This window comes from Pontixanthobacter aquaemixtae, from assembly GCF_009827395.1.
In the GTDB taxonomy this organism is placed as follows: Bacteria; Pseudomonadota; Alphaproteobacteria; order Sphingomonadales; family Sphingomonadaceae; genus Pontixanthobacter; species Pontixanthobacter aquaemixtae.
Map to the genome: position 1 here is coordinate 927608 of NZ_WTYX01000002.1, position 14693 is coordinate 942300.

11 protein-coding genes are annotated in these 14693 nt (G+C 60.1%); 3 read left to right on the forward strand and 8 right to left on the reverse strand.

Translation table 11 applies throughout. The annotated features are described in order from the left end of the window. The first annotated feature begins 42 nt into the window (after positions 1–42). Positions 43–4047 carry a multiheme c-type cytochrome gene (locus GRI41_RS13490; RefSeq protein WP_235901279.1) on the forward strand — a complete coding sequence of 1335 codons (4005 nt, stop codon included), beginning with the start codon at positions 43–45 and terminating at the stop codon, positions 4045–4047. A 4-nt stretch (positions 4048–4051) separates the two neighbouring features. Here GRI41_RS13490 and GRI41_RS13495 read toward each other — a convergent pair whose 3' ends face one another. The 5 genes from GRI41_RS13495 to GRI41_RS13515 all read right to left on the reverse strand — a co-directional run bounded on the left by GRI41_RS13495 (position 4052) and on the right by GRI41_RS13515 (position 10761). Further along, complete coding sequence (locus GRI41_RS13495) at positions 4052–4690, reverse strand: hypothetical protein (RefSeq protein ID WP_160605666.1); 639 nt, start codon at positions 4688–4690, stop codon at positions 4052–4054. Positions 4691–4761: 71 nt separating this feature from the next. Then, complete coding sequence (locus tag GRI41_RS13500; protein ID WP_160605667.1) at positions 4762–5610, reverse strand: phosphodiesterase; 849 nt, start codon at positions 5608–5610, stop codon at positions 4762–4764. Between the two features lie 36 nt (positions 5611–5646). Further along, a complete protein-coding gene (locus GRI41_RS13505) occupies positions 5647–7437 on the reverse strand; it encodes a cytochrome c3 family protein (RefSeq protein ID WP_160605668.1) in 1791 nt (596 codons plus the stop codon). Between the two features lie 10 nt (positions 7438–7447). Further along, positions 7448–8308 (reverse strand): hypothetical protein, encoded by an 861-nt coding sequence (locus GRI41_RS13510; RefSeq protein ID WP_160605669.1) that lies wholly within the window; start codon positions 8306–8308, stop codon positions 7448–7450. After that, positions 8308–10761, reverse strand: a complete 2454-nt coding sequence (locus GRI41_RS13515) for an NAD(P)-binding domain-containing protein (protein WP_160605670.1) — start codon at positions 10759–10761, stop codon at positions 8308–8310. The genes GRI41_RS13510 and GRI41_RS13515 overlap by 1 nt, the downstream gene beginning before the upstream one ends. A 114-nt stretch (positions 10762–10875) precedes the next feature. Here GRI41_RS13515 and GRI41_RS13520 point away from each other — a divergent pair, with 114 nt between their 5' ends. After that, positions 10876–11820: a tetratricopeptide repeat protein gene (locus GRI41_RS13520; protein WP_235901241.1), complete on the forward strand. Its 945-nt coding sequence runs from the start codon at positions 10876–10878 to the stop codon at positions 11818–11820. Between the two features lie 116 nt (positions 11821–11936). Further along, positions 11937–12416 carry a DUF1643 domain-containing protein gene (locus GRI41_RS13525; RefSeq protein ID WP_160605671.1) on the forward strand — a complete coding sequence of 160 codons (480 nt, stop codon included), beginning with the start codon at positions 11937–11939 and terminating at the stop codon, positions 12414–12416. Positions 12417–12434: 18 nt separating this feature from the next. On the opposite strand, the gene mmsB is transcribed toward GRI41_RS13525, so the two are convergent. The 3 genes from mmsB to GRI41_RS13540 all read right to left on the reverse strand — a co-directional run bounded on the left by mmsB (position 12435) and on the right by GRI41_RS13540 (position 14683). Further along, positions 12435–13304, reverse strand: a complete 870-nt coding sequence (gene mmsB, locus GRI41_RS13530; RefSeq protein WP_160605672.1) for a 3-hydroxyisobutyrate dehydrogenase — start codon at positions 13302–13304, stop codon at positions 12435–12437. 97 nt (positions 13305–13401) lie between these two features. Next, entirely contained in the window at positions 13402–14184 is a 783-nt protein-coding gene (locus GRI41_RS13535) for an enoyl-CoA hydratase-related protein (RefSeq protein ID WP_160605673.1), read from the reverse strand. Positions 14185–14200: 16 nt separating this feature from the next. Next, positions 14201–14683: a hypothetical protein gene (locus GRI41_RS13540; protein WP_160605674.1), complete on the reverse strand. Its 483-nt coding sequence runs from the start codon at positions 14681–14683 to the stop codon at positions 14201–14203. Positions 14684–14693 lie beyond the last annotated feature (10 nt).

Below are 14693 nucleotides of genomic sequence, written 5' to 3' on the forward strand. Positions count from 1 at the left end.
TTCTTGATCTTTGCCCTTGCGGTCATCTCCGCAGCGGCGGCCATGCTGTTCGGCGGGGGGCAGACACAGGCGGCATCGGGTGAGAAACCGGTCGAACGCGATTACTCGCTGGTCACCGCTGCGCCCGCTCCGGCGCAGCAGACGCTCGAACAGATGATGGCCAAATCCGAAGGCTGCTATTCGTGCCATGTCAAAACCGATGCGCCGACGATGCATGAAACCCCCGCGGTGCGGCTGGGCTGCGTCGATTGCCATGGCGGGAATGCGTCGGTGACCGGCAACAGCCAGCTGCCGCATGATGATCCGGCCTATGTCGCCGCGCGCGACAAAGCGCATGTGTTGCCCAAATATCCCAATAGCTGGCACTATCCGTCATCGGCCAATCCCAAGCGGACCTACACTCTGCTCAATCGTGAAGCGCCCGAATTCGTCCGCTTTGTGAACCCCAGCGATTACCGCGTGGCGCGCGAAAGCTGCGGCGCTTGCCATATCGAAGTGATCGAAGCGGGAGAGCGTTCGCTGATGGCAACCGGAGCCATGCTGTGGGGCGGGGCGTCCTATAATAACGGGATTGCGCCGTACAAGAATTACATTTTCGGGCAGGCCTTTACGCGCGATGGCAAGCCGGCACGGCTGCTTTCACCCGGCGCACCTCCGGGTACATTGACAGAGAACCAGCGCAATCGCGGGGCGCTGTCGGAAATGTACCCGCTGCCGACATGGCAGGTTATCCCGCCGGGCGATGTGTTCCGCGTGTTCGAGCGCGGCGGGCGCACGATCAATTCGCAATTTCCCGAAATCGGCCTGCCCAGCCCGACCGGCAGCATCCAGCGGCTGGAGGAACCGGGGCGGCCCGATCTCAAACAAAGCAATCGCGGGCCGGGCACGGGCCTGCGCGTCGCGATCCCCGTTCTCAATATCCACAAAACGCGGCTCAACGATCCGTTTATGTGGTTCATGGGGACCAACGATCAGCCGGGCGATTACCGCCATTCGGGCTGCGCATCGTGCCATGTTGTCTATGCCAATGACCGCGAGCCGCGGCACAGCCTGATTTACGCGAAATATGGCCGCGACGGGCAGACGCAGACGGTCGATCCGACAATCTCGGGCAAGCTAGAGAAGGATCATGGTGATGACTATGGAAGCGGCCATGGCGGGTTGAAGCAGCCCGGCGAAGGTCATTCGGAAGACGGGCATTCGGATGATGCACCGGTGAAAGAGAAGGGCCACCCGCTCAAACACGTGTTCACGCGATCGATCCCGACCGCGCAATGCATGAATTGCCACATGCACCAGCCCAACGTGTTCCTGAATTCCTATCTCGGTTACACGATGTGGGATTACGAAGCCGATGCGCCCGCAATGTGGCCGGAAAAGCAAAAATATCCGACTGCGGAGGAAGTGCGCAAAGTGCTCGACCGCAACCCCGAAGGCGCTGCGCCCAAGGGCAAATGGGCCGATCTCGATTTCCTGCGCAATGTCTATGATCTCAACCCGACGCTGAACGATACGCAGTTTGCCGATTATCACGGGCACGGGTGGAATTTCCGCGGGGTGTTCAAGCGCGACCGCGAGGGCAATCTGCTCGACAAGGATGGCAATATCGTTGCCAATGACGATCCCGAAAAATGGCGCCGCGAAGGCGAGGGCAAATGGGTCGAGCCCGGAACCAATCCGGGCAAAGCGGTGCATTTGATGAGCATCCATGCGGAAAAGGGCATGCAATGCGCCGATTGCCATTTCGCGCAGGACAGCCACGGCAACGGGATGATCTATGGCGAAGTGGCCAATGCGATCGAGATCGGGTGCAAGGATTGCCACGGCACCGCCGATGCCTATCCCACTTTGCGCACCAGCGGGCCCGCCGCGCCGCCCAAGGGCAACGATCTGGCGCTGCTGCGCAATCCCGATGGCAAGCGCCGCTTCGAATGGAGCTACGACAATCTCGGCCGCCGCTCGCTGACGCAGCGTTCGGTGGTCGATCCCGATCTCGAATGGACGGTCAGCCTGACCAAAGACAGCGTTGACGGAACGTCCCCCCATTTCAACGCCAAATCGGCGCGGGCCAAGCTGATGGCGCGTAGCGGCGCGGAAAGCGGACGGTTCGAATTCGGCACGGGGATTCCGGAAAGCGAACGCGCGCATGAGGAAGGCGAGATGGCCTGCTTCACCTGCCACCTTAGCTGGACGACAAGCTGTGGCGGGTGCCATTTGCCGATTGAAGCCAACTGGAAAAGCGAAGACCATCACTACGACAATGGCGAAACGCGCAATTTCGCGACCTATAATCCGCAAGTCGCGCGCGACCAGATGTTCCAGCTGGGCAAGCACCAGACGACCAAGGGCAATCAGGTCGCGCCGGTGCGCTCTACCTCTGCGCTGGTGCTCAGCTCGACCAATATCAACCGCGAACGTATCTATGTGCAGCAGCCGCCGATTTCCGCCATCGGCTTTTCATCGCAGGCCTTCGCCCCGCATTTCCCGCATACGGTGCGCCTGACCGAAACCAAGCAATGCTCCGATTGTCACTTGTCAGAGGCCGACGACAACAATGCGATCATGTCGCAGCTGCTGCTGCTCGGCACCAATTATGTGAACTTTGTCGGGATGAATGCGTGGACCGGGCTGGAAGGCGGGTTCGAGGCGGTGCGCGTGACCGAATGGGACGAACCGCAGGCGGTGCTCGGCTCGTACCTGCACAAATATGCCTATCCCGATTATTACCGGCAATTTGTCGAGGAAAATAATCGCGAGCTGAAAGACTGGGTACGCGGGAAAGCTTTCGATGAGGACCTTTCCGGCGAAACCAAAGCGTACGAGGAATTCGCCAATGTCCATGAAGGCACGGCGGACCGCGTCGGCTGCCTGCAAATGCGCGGCGAATATATGTTCGTGGCAGAGGGCAAGGGCGGCTTCCGCGTCTATGACATCGCCTCGATCGGCAACAAGGGCGTGTCCGAACGGATCATCACCGCGCCTTTCAGCAGCTTTGGCCACGATACGCATGTCGGCAGCAAGAACGCGACCTGCGTTGCCCTGCCCACCAACCAGCCGATCAACCCGCTGCGCAACACCCCGCAAATGCGCGAAATGAACGAGGAACAACCCTTCCTGCCGATCTACCAATATGCGGTGGTGACCGACGCGGTGGAGGGGCTGATCCTCGTCAATGTCAACACGATGGCCGATGGCGAGCTGCGCAATAACAAGCTCAGCCGCGCGCTGACATGGAACGAGGGCGGAGTGCTGAATGGCGCGCGGCACGTGCACCTGGCGGGAGAGATTGCCTATATCACCGCGGATCGCGGGCTGGTGGTGGTCGATCTGGCTGATCCGATGAACCCGCAGATCGCCGCGGTGCGCGAGATGAAGGATGCGCGCGCCTCTGCAATCCAGTTCCGCTATCTGTGGGTCACCGATGCCGAAGGCGTGAAGCTGTTCGATGTCACCAGCCTGCGCAATCCGGTGCTCCGGCCGGAGGGGACGGTGCGGCTTGCCAATGCGCAGCGGCTCTATCTCGCGCGGACCTATGCCTATGTCGCGGCGAAGCAGGAAGGGCTGGTGATCATCGGCATCACGCGTCCGCTCGCGCCGCAGATTTACCGCAAGGAAACGCTCGGCGGGACGATGAACGATGTCGAGGATGTGATCATCGGATCGACCAACGCCTCGCTCTTCGCCTATGTCGCGGACGGGGTGAACGGGATGAAAGTGCTGCAACTGACTTCGCCCGACAGCCAGCCCAATTTCTACGGCTTCAGCCCCGCACCGAAGCCCGAACTGGTCGCCTGGGCAAAAACCAAATCCGCGGCGATCTCGCTCAGCAAAGGCCTCGACCGCGACCGTGCAGTGGATGAAACCGGCGGACAAATGGCGGTGTTCGGGCGTTTAGGATCACGCCCCTTCAACCGCGAGGAAATGGAGCGCATGTTCCTGACCGGCGGCGGAGTGCCGTGGAAGGTTTCGGATGAGCCCGATATGTCGGCGTGGGTTGGTGGTGTCGGGCCGAGGATGCTGCGTAGCGAGCCGGCGATGGGTGAGTAGAAAGTTAGAAAGCTAGTCCTAGATTATCGGGAACAGAATCCTTCACAGCCTCAAAGAATACATCGATGTGCGCATCGGTTAGTTTGAGGCTGTCATATCCCGGATCAAAGCCCATACCAATTTTGTCGGTATCGAACATATCAGGGCGAAGATCGAATAGCTCTCTTGCCGATTTGCCTTCGCTGTGTTTTGCACAGTTGGCAGCAAGGCGCAGTTCTTCGAGTTGTTTGTCTTTTACCTCCCATCCGAAATCCTTAAGCCAAGCGTAAGCAGCTTGTGGGTCATAACGCGTTTCCCCGTTTGGTTTTCGGGGCAATCTAGGTGCTAACCGCTGCTCGACATAATGATGCAGCGAAATCACAAAGGCCAATTTGACTAGCGTCAATACGTTGAGGACATCGTGCATCTCGTCGCCAAGATGCTCACCGTGACTGTAGACTAAGTTGCCTTCTTCATCGCATTCGTCCCAAGATGCTTCGCCCCTATCGACGCGCTTCTGATATTCTTCGGCCCGACGATCTATTGAGCGCCGCTCTTCGTCAGTTGCAGCACGACTGGTTTGGTAGGCGCTCTTGAGAGTACGCAAGCCATAGTGCCAACGCCAAGCGAAACTAGCTCCCGGTTTGGAAGGTTTAATTGTCATGCTATTAGTCTAACAAATTAGTCGGACTAATAAAGTTATTGTTCTCACTAATAAGTTAGCAAGTAAAATTTCTACTCCCGCTCCGCAAACATCTCCTGGATCATGCCCTGCAAATTCGCATCATATTTCGCCAGAATACGTGCATCGCTGACATTTTCGTAGTGCGAGAGTAGCTCGCCATCGGCCCAGCGGTGGAGAGCGTAGGTTGGCGGCTCGGTGGTGATGAGGTCGCGGTGGTCGGGTGTCTCGGGATCGATTGCGCGCAGGTCGAGAGCGACGAGCGGCGCGACCGACGGCGTGACGCTGAGCAGGACGCCCTGGAATGTGGTGGTGATCTGGCGGTGCAAATGGCCGCAATGGATGGCGCGGATCTGGTCATGGCCGCGGATCGCTTCGCCAAAGCGGCGCATCCATGGCTCGGCAGGGCCGGGGTCCATCCAGCCTATCCCCGAAACAACCGGCGGGTGATGCATGAATATCAGCGTGGGCGTATCGGGATGCGCGCCTAGCTCTGCACCAAGCCACGCCGCGCGCGTCTCGCAGAATGCCCCGCCATGCCGCCCCATTTCCAGCGTATCGAGGAACAGGATGCGCAGCCCCTCCTGCTCGACCGCATATTGGACAAAGCCATCATGCGTCGGCGTCTCGGGGAAGGCGTGGAGCAATCCCTCGCGCGTATCGTGATTGCCGACAATCGCGTGGATCGGCATCTGGCAGGGTTCGAGCAGCGCGGCGGTTTTCTCGAAACTGTCTCTGTCGCCGTGGTCGGTCAGATCGCCGGTCAGCACCAGCATGTCGATCGGGTTGGGGCTGGCGAGCAGATGGTCAAGCGTGGCGCGGAAACGAATCCGGTTCAGCTCCTCCGGCTTGGCGTCCGGATCGAAGCCGATATGGATATCGGTCATCTGCGCGATCAGCATTGTGTGCGGCCCTTTGTTTTCTCCCGTGTCATCGCGCTAGCCCGGCCTCCGGCTGAGCATCGCTGACCTGTCCGGTTTGGGCGGTTTCTTGTCCCCCGGCAAGCCCATAGGCTTGGTCCCCGCCTGTTTGGTCGCGACCGACTTCGGATGGTAGGAATGGCACATCGCGCAGCTTGAAGGCACCTCGGCCTCGGCCGCATCCTCGCCGAGGTGACAATCGCGGCAAATGGCGATTTCGGGCAGCAGCAGATCGCGCGATGTCTTGGAACCTTCCGCCGCATGGCAGGTGGTGCAATCCTCCTGCTGATGCTCCTTATGGTCGAACCAGCCATTGAGCAGATAGCTTTGCCGCAAATGGACTGGCATCAAATCGGCTTTGCCGTTTCGCGATGTGGGCGTGTGGCATTCCCCGCAAACGCCGTCTTTGCTGAGCGCGCGGCTGATGCCGATATAGGATCGCGCCGGTCTGCCAAAATTCTGGTAGTAAAGCCCGCCGCGCGCATATTCGCCGGGCCGCCGTCTGCCGGTCACGATAGGGCGGCGCGGGGCGCGGTCCATCGCGCGCAGATCGGCCTGCATCTGGTCAACATTGCCATGCCGCAATGTGCGGAAAGTTGAGCCAACGCGGTCATAGACGAGGCTGTGGCAGCTCTCGCAATCCTCTTCCATATTGACCGGCTGGAAACCGCTCTCATCGGCATTGGGCGTGTGGCAATCCGCGCAGACCAGCGCGCTGCCATAGCCTTTCTTGGCGCCGATATTGCCCGCCATTCGCGACACGCCGCTGCGCGGATCAAGATGCACTTGGTGGGGGAATTTGAGGCCGTGTTCTTCTTGTGGCTTGCGCGCGAGTGACATGCGCGCGGTGGCATCGCTGCCCAGATTGGGGTGGAACACCGCCTGGAATTGCGGGTGCGCGGTGCCGAAATCGGCGGCATTGCCCAGCTTGGTATCGGTTAGCCGGCTATCCATACCGTCATGGCATTCGGCGCAGAATTTCTGCGCGGCAGGCTCCATCCGGCCTTCGCCTTCATGTTCGGTATGGCAGGTTGTGCACGAACCGGGGCCTTCCTTGCCGAACATATCCGCCACCGCCCATTGCAACGCGTCGCCTTGCGACATCGGGCCGCGCCCGGTCAGCTGGCGGTCAATGTCGGCATGGTCGCCGATGGCTTCGTGGCAGGTCAGGCAGGTTTCATCGCGGACCGAGACGAAGGGTTGGGCATGGCAGGCCTCGCAATTGTCCTCCAGCCCGTGATGCGCGAGGCTGAGCGCGCCGGTGCTCCAGCTCGCATCCATCACCGTCTGGCCGGATCGATCATAATCGGGCGGAATCTTTTCCCGGTTGAGATGGGTGTAAATCGGCACCGCGAGGAAAGCGATCACGATCAGGCCGAGCAGCGCCCAGGCCATGCCGCGCTTTCCGGGCAATGCCGATGCGAGGGCGAAACCGCCGGTTGCATCGGTGCCGGCGGCGCTTTGTTCCGCTTGCGTGATGGTGACCAGAACCGGTCCGTCCGCCTCGCGCGTGAAAGCCAGTCGGTAGCTGCCGAAAGCCAGCTCGGCGCCTTTGCCGGCATCGAAACCGGTCGAGGTGGTTTTGCGGCCATCATGTGTAAAGCCAAGCGTGCCCGCGGCTTCGACCGATACCGATCCGTCTTCGGACAGCGACAGCTTCGCATGATGTTGCTCCACCGCCAGATCGGGCAGATGGATATTGCTTTCCGCAGCCCGCCCGATGGTGAGAGTGCTCTGCGCAAGCTCGCGGTCGCGGACAATCTCGCGACCGCTGGCGGTGAAATCGATGGTGCGGATCAGGAAGCTCATAACCCGCGCCTCACCAATAATAGAACACGCTGACGATATGCGCGGCGAGGGCCGCGATCAGCGCAATCGTTGCGGGGATATGGATGAACAGCCATATTTCGAGCAGCGCCTTGTAGCGCATATGGCGGCGGATCTGGCTGAGCTGCGAATTGCGGCGGGCGAGCAAGGTGGAAACTTTCTCTTCCGCCTTGTTGAGCGATCCGGCGGGAAACGCCTTGATCGCGCGTTTGGTTTTGCAGCGCGGGTACTTGCCGGTCAGCCGCGCCAGCAGCCCCGCGCGGAACACGTCTTGTTCGAGCGCGGCGATCACCACATCGGCTTCCTTGCGGCCCAAAGGCTGCGCCGCCGCTGCGATCTGCCGGTCGATAGCCGCTAGCCCTTCCACCATCTGCGCGCGCGTCATCTCGCGCATATTGATGCTGAGCGAGCGCGGCAATGTGGCATAGACCACCACGCCGTAGATGCCCGTCACGATAACCAGCATCATCAGCGCCCAGGCCAGCGTGTGGACATTCCAGCCAAGCTGGAACCCGGTATGCATCGTGCCGATCACAACCAGCGCGAGGCCGAGATAGACATGCGCGCTGGTCCACGCTTTCAGGCTCCATTTGCCCTCGGTGATGTTGCGTTTGCGGATGCCCAGCAGCGACAGCCAGATGATCAGGATCACTCCGATCGTGCCCAGCGTATAGCCATACCATGTCCCGCCATTGTGGCGCGGTTCGACATCGACGAGGAAATAGGATGTGATCACGATCAGGCACAGCGCGACCGAGATTTTCAGCCAGCGCATCCGCTTATGGCTGAGGAAGCTCTCATGGTCGGTATCGCGGCGCTTTTCCGCCTGTTCGAAATCGGCGCTGCTTGCCATTATTCGACATCCTCCACCAGCTTGGTGAAAGTCAGGAATTTCTCCGGCGCGACGCGGATGGCGGCGCCGGTGGGGCAGGCACGAACGCAAGCCGGGCCGCCGTCAATCCCGGCGCACATATCGCATTTGATCGCCAGCTTGGCTTGCTCCGTGCCGCGTTTTTCGGCGGTCTTTTTGCGCCAGTCATAGCTCGCTTCGCCCGGTCCGGGCCCTGCCCCGAATAGCAGCCATGACAGCAGCGAGGGCTTCTTGGGCGGGACCGAATCCATCCGGATCACATCATAGGGGCAGTTGCGCTGGCAATTGCCGCAGCCGATGCAAGTTTCGTCGATAAATACCTCTCCATCGGCCCCGCGCTGGATCGCATTGGGCGGGCAATCGGCCATGCAATGCGGGTGTTCGCAGTGGCGGCACGATGTCGGGACATGGAGATGCGCGTAAGTGCGCCCCGCCTCGCGGTCGAGCCGGCTGAGCCCGTCATGGCTGTCGGCGCAGGCTTTCTCGCAATTGTCGCAGCCGACGCAGAGCGTTTCATCGATCAGCAGCACGTCGGTTGCCTCACCAATGCCGTTATCGACGAGGAACTTGGCGGTTTCCGAATACATGTCGACCGCGCCGCTGAAGCTTTCCTTGCGCTCTTCGACAAAGGCGTTGACCTGCCGCCGCGCGGCCATGTCGCTGAGTGCGCGCTCGCGCAAAGCCGGCTTCTTTTCCATCAGCCGCAGAAATGCATCGCCGGGGAATTTGACCACCTCGCTTTTGATCGCGGCTTTGACCGTGGCGGTGCGCGCGCTGCCGTCGATCACCGCCATTTCCCCGAAATAGGATCCGGCGGGAAGGTAAGACAGGAAGATCGGTTTCTCGCCAAGGCTCTTCTCGACGATCATCGATCCTTGCTGGATGACGAAGATATCTTTGTCCTCGCCGCCTTCCTCCACCACATTTTCGCCCGCGCGCACTTCGACCATTTCGGCCGCTTCAACCAGTTCGGATACGTCTTCCTTGGTCAGGCCCGAACCGAACATTTGCAGCAATTGCCGCTCGATCGTGATCCGGTTGACCGCGCGCCCCGCGCTGGGGACGGTGGCGATCAGTTTGAGCGCGGCGGTGCGCGACAGTTCGAGCGTAATGGTCGGTTCGCCTGCGCGAATGGTCGATCCGCGTCGCCGCCCCGAAATCAGGCCGACTTCGCCGAATATAGAGCCTTGTTCGATGGGCACGGTGGCGGACCGGTCATCGGGATCGGTTTCGACCAGCACCGACCCCTCTGCAATGCAGAACATCGAGGAACCCGGATCGTTGCGGACGAAGATCACATCGCCGCTATCGAACGCCGCGACATCGCTATCGAGCAGCAATTCGCGCATTTGCAGCGGCGACAGCTCACCCAGAATGACGATATTGGCGCGGAATATCTCCAGCCATTCATCGACGCTGCGATTGCCCGGCAGCGCGGCAAATTTCTCCGCCAGAATAGGCTCGTCGGCGGGCTTCAGATCGGCGTTCCCGTTCAGGAATTCGATCACGTCATAGCCCTGGTTCATGCAGTGCTTGATCAGCGGATATCCCGCCAGCGCACCGATCACATGGATGCCGTTCTTGGTGGTTTCGAAGCTGGGGGTCAGCTTGGGAAAGGCGCTGCGTTCCTCGCTGGTAAATTCGATCCCGCAGTCTTCGACAAAGCCGCGCGGCGGCTGCGATCCGGTGCGCGCGATGATCCGGTCGCATTTGATCACTTCGGTCCCGTCGCGCGTTTCGAGCACCAATTCATTGGCGCGCACTTCGGCTGGATTGGTTTCACGGCGAACAGATATCCGGCCTTCGCGCTCGGCCTCTTCCAGCAAGGCGACATTGGCGGGTTTGGCGCGGGCAAATTCGGCGCGGCGGTTGAGGATAGAGACGGTGTTGTTCTGCTTGGGATCGGCGGCCAGGCCCAGCGCGTTCTCGATCCCCGCATCGCCCGAACCGACCACGGTGATATGTTCGTCAAAATACTCGCCCGGATCATCCAGCTGGTACTGGATCAGCGGCAGATCCGCTCCGGGGCAGCGCAGCCGGTTGGGATTGCCTTGTGTGCCGATGGCCATCACCACCGCTTCGGCCTGAATGGTGTCGCCGCCTTTCAGCTCGATCGTGAAATGGCCCGTTTCGCCGGTGATGCCGGTGACTTCCGCATTGAGCCGCACATTGACCTTGTGCTCACCAATCTGCGTATCCCAAGTGCCCAAAATATGTTCGCGTTTGCCCGCTTCAAAGTCGATGTCGCTGCGCAGCACCAGATTGCTGGGCGTCGCCATCACATGCTTGCCCTTTTGATATTTGAAAATCGTATCGGACAGATGATCGGTCTTTTCGATCAATATATGCGGCATGCCCAGCGCAGCCGCGCGCGCCGCAGCCGAAAGACCCGCAGGTCCCGAGCCGACAATTGCAACGCGATACTGATCCGGCATTCACCCTCCCCGGTGGCTGCACGACCCCAAATTCCCTGCGCGCGATCATAGGCAAATCACCGCAAACCGCCAGCGTCAATTGCCGCGAAATAGCTGCGCTGCTAGCGAGGGCGCATGACCGACGCGAAAGAGAGAGCCGAAGCGAAAGCCGGCGGAGCTGGCAAAAGCATGTCCCGAAAAAGCCTTGCCTTGCTGCTCGGCGCGGTTTTGCTGGTGGGCGCGGCGATTGCTTACCGTACGCTGGGGGGCGGGGAAGACGCCGCGGTTCCGGCGGTCGCCGATGCGGGCCCGCCTTCGATAGAATCGCTCAAAGCCGCGGCAGAGGCCGATCCGCTCAATCCGGGGCCGTGGCAGGAACTAGGCTTCGCCTATTTCGAAACCGGGCAATATGATCTGTCCGCCAAAGCCTATCGTCAGGCAATCGAGGGCGACAAGGACAATGCGGTCTTGTGGTCATCAATGGGCGAAGCGCTGGTCAATATTGATGCGTCGATCCTGATGCCGCCGCGCGCTGTCGAAGCATTTGAAAAGGCGCTCGCGCTCGATCCCAGCGATGCCCGCGCGCGGTATTTCCTCGCGGTTAAGAAGGATCTCGAGGACGATCACGAGGGCGCGATTGCCGATTGGCTCGCGCTGCTGGAAGATACCCCGCCCGGCGCGCTGTGGGAAAGTGATTTGCGCCAGACGATCGAACAAGTCGGCAAGATCAACAAAATCAACGTTGCGGACCGGATCGCCAAGGCAAGTGCGGGGCGGCCCGCACCGGCGGAACTGACCGCAGGCAATGCCATTCCCGGCCCATCGCAGGAACAGATCGCGGCGGCCAGCGCGATGCCCCCGGGCGAACAGCGCACTATGGCGGAAGGCATGGTTGAAAGCCTCGCTGCCAAGCTGCGCGCCAATCCCGCAAATCCTGATGGCTGGGTGATGCTGATGCGCAGCCGGATGACTTTGGGAGAACCGGATAAGGCCAGCCAGGCGCTGAAAGACGCGGTTGCGGCCAATCCGGGCGATGCGGAGCGGCTGCGCAAGGAAGCTGCCGCGCTTGGTATTCGCTAGAGCGAATGGTCAGTGGACGCACCTAGATGGACTGTTTCTCCCAACTGCAGCTGATCGCTGATCCTGATGGTTGGCAGGACGTTGAAATCAAGACAGGTGTGTCTGGGAACCATCCTATGGATGCGGGTGCAGTTTTCAGCAAATGTTCGAAATATCGCTATTTGCTGTGGCGAATTTGGGATCCCAAAGGCCCGCTCTGGTCGTTTGGAATGCTAAATCCGTCGACAGCGGATCATTTGGAACTCGACCCAACGATTACGCGATGCAGAAATCGTGCGGAAACGGGTGGCGCGGGCGGCCTGCTTATCTGGAACCTGTTCGCCTATCGCGCGACTTTTCCAGCTGATTTGAAAGCTGCCAAGGAACCCATCGGGTCAGAGAATGATGCGGCAATTTTCAAAGCTTGTGCTGCGAGTGACATTGTCATTGCCGGTTGGGGGGCGCATGGGTCGCATCGCAATCGCGACCATGATTTGCGAGGCAAGCTGGCGAAAGCAAATGTGGAATTGCATGCACTTGCATTCACAAAGTACGGATTGCCGCGGCATCCGCTCTACCTGTCTTACCAGTTGCGGCCCGAGAAATGGGTTTATTAAGTTGTATTCAGGGCCGGCCTAATACGTCTTGATAATCGCCGAGAAATCGAGCGCGCCATTGCCGGCGCCGTCGAAGCTCTCATACAAATTTGCCGCCCGCGCGCTGAGCGGAACCGCGCTGTCCGATTTTTCCGCTGCTTCCATCGCGAGCCGCAAATCCTTCAGCATCAGCGCGGTCGCAAACCCGCCTTGATAGCCATTGTCTGCGGGGCTTTCGACGCCCGTATCCGGCATCGGTGTGTAGGCGTTGAGCGACCAGTTATAGCCCGAGCTTTGCGAGCTGATTTCGTAAAATGTCTGCGGGTCGAGGCCCAGATTTTGCGCCATGCGCATCGCCTCGCAAGTGCCGATCATATGCACGGCGAGCAGCATATTGTTGCAAATCTTGGCGGTCTGCCCCGCGCCGGCATCGCCCGCATGGATCACCGCTTTGCCCATATCCTGCAGGATCGGTTCGGCCCGTTCGAAAGCGCTCTTGGTCCCGCCGACCATGAAAGTCAGCGTGCCCCCATTGGCCGCCGCTATCCCGCCCGAAACCGGCGCATCGACCATTTCGTAGCCGGCTTTGGTAGCCTGTTCGTTGACATCTTTCGCGGTCTCTACATCGATGGTCGAGCAATCGAGGAATACAGCGCCTTTTGGGGCATTGCCGAAGACTTCCTTGGTATAGACCGATTTCACGATGGCGCCGTTGGGCAGCATGGAAACAACCGCTTCGACACCCGCGACAGCTTCGCTCGCCGCTGTGAAAGTTTCACAGCCATTGGCCTTGGCCAGAGCGAGCGCGTCTTCGCTGAGATCGAATGCGCTGACCGTATGCCCCGCTTTCACAAGGTTCGCGGCCATCCCGCCGCCCATATTGCCGAGTCCGATAAAGGCTATTTTCATTTCGACCTCCGTCATCCCAGCGAAGGCTGGGATCGTTTTCAATTCTGTACGACTTGTTGGCCAGCGATCCCAGCCTTCGCTGGGATGACGCGAGTTACTACCGTCCCTTCCAATTGCCTTCGCGCTTCTCGATGAAGGCTTCCATGCCTTCCTTCTTGTCTTCGCTCGCGGTCAGGATCTGGAACAGGCGGCGTTCGAAAATGATCCCCTGATCGAGACCGGTTTCGAACGCGGCATTGACCATTTCCTTGTTGGCGATGGCTGCCATCGGCGGCATTCCGGCGATGGTTGCGGCGGTTTTCATCGCTTCGTCCAGCAGTTCATCATGCGCAACTACGCGCGCGACCAGATTTGCGCGCTCTGCTTCCTCGGCGCCCATCATCCGGCCGGTCAGGCACATTTCCATCGATTTCGATTTGCCGATGGCGCGGGTCAGCCGCTGCGATCCGCCCATGCCGGGGGCAACGCCCAGCTTGATTTCGGGCTGGCCGAATTTGGCGTTTTCCGAAGCGAGGATGAAATCGGCCATCATCGCCAGCTCGCAACCGCCGCCCAGCGCAAAGCCGTTGACCGCTGCGATCCACGGCTTGCGGACTTTCTTGACGATTTCGCTGGTCCATCTGGCGAAGAAATCCTGCAGATAGAAATCCGCGGCGGGTTTTTCGGACATTTCCTTGATATCCGCGCCCGCGGCAAAGGCCTTATCGCCCGATCCGGTCAGCACCGCGCAACGCTGGCTGTCATCGGCCTCGAACGTGGCGAATGCGTCGATCAGTTCCTCCAGCACTTGGCTGTTCAGCGCATTGAGCGCTTTGGGCCGGTTGAGGGTGATGAGAGTCACCGCATCGCGGGTTTCGGTTAGGATAGTTTCGTAAGCCATGGATGCTCCGTCGGGATTATTCGGGTAGGAATTGGGTCGCGATCAGGTCGCTGCAGAAATCGGGCTGCCCCGGGACCACCGGCTTCCCGGTAATTTGCCAGCTGTGATCGCCCGCCGGTTCCAGCGTGCCCACCAATCCGGCGGCGCCATAGAAATCCGGCTTCAGCTTCCATTCGCCAGGGGAAAGATTGATGGTGTAGTCCATTCCCGAAATGGTCCCCGTAACCGCGAAGCTTCCGGTGGCATCGGCTGATGATCCCTCGGCACCGGCAAGCGTCGGAAACAGGCCGAGCGTTCCGGCAACGTCGAAGCCTTCCTCGGTTTCGCGGACAACCAGCAGATCGAGATAGAAGCCGTGCTCTCCGTCCTTGCAAACATAGCTGCCGCCATAGATGCCGTCGAAGTCGCGCATCGGCTCCATGTCTTCATCATGCGCCTGAACGCTGGCTGCGCTGGCGAGAAGGCCGGTTGCCAATGCGGCAAAAAGAACATTCTTCATTTTTCTACCT

Coding starts and splice junctions, on each gene's coding strand:
- GRI41_RS13520 (WP_235901241.1), top strand. CDS start 10,876: ATGACCGACGCGAAAGAGAGAGCCGAAGCGAAAGCCGGCGGAGCTGGC.
- mmsB (WP_160605672.1), bottom strand. CDS start 13,304: ATGAAAATAGCCTTTATCGGACTCGGCAATATGGGCGGCGGGATGGCC.
- GRI41_RS13510 (WP_160605669.1), bottom strand. CDS start 8,308: ATGGCAAGCAGCGCCGATTTCGAACAGGCGGAAAAGCGCCGCGATACC.
- GRI41_RS13540 (WP_160605674.1), bottom strand. CDS start 14,683: ATGAAGAATGTTCTTTTTGCCGCATTGGCAACCGGCCTTCTCGCCAGC.
- GRI41_RS13505 (WP_160605668.1), bottom strand. CDS start 7,437: ATGAGCTTCCTGATCCGCACCATCGATTTCACCGCCAGCGGTCGCGAG.
- GRI41_RS13490 (WP_235901279.1), top strand. CDS start 43: ATGCTGTTCGGCGGGGGGCAGACACAGGCGGCATCGGGTGAGAAACCG.
- GRI41_RS13525 (WP_160605671.1), top strand. CDS start 11,937: ATGGATGCGGGTGCAGTTTTCAGCAAATGTTCGAAATATCGCTATTTG.
- GRI41_RS13535 (WP_160605673.1), bottom strand. CDS start 14,184: ATGGCTTACGAAACTATCCTAACCGAAACCCGCGATGCGGTGACTCTC.
- GRI41_RS13515 (WP_160605670.1), bottom strand. CDS start 10,761: ATGCCGGATCAGTATCGCGTTGCAATTGTCGGCTCGGGACCTGCGGGT.
- GRI41_RS13500 (WP_160605667.1), bottom strand. CDS start 5,610: ATGCTGATCGCGCAGATGACCGATATCCATATCGGCTTCGATCCGGAC.
- GRI41_RS13495 (WP_160605666.1), bottom strand. CDS start 4,690: ATGACAATTAAACCTTCCAAACCGGGAGCTAGTTTCGCTTGGCGTTGG.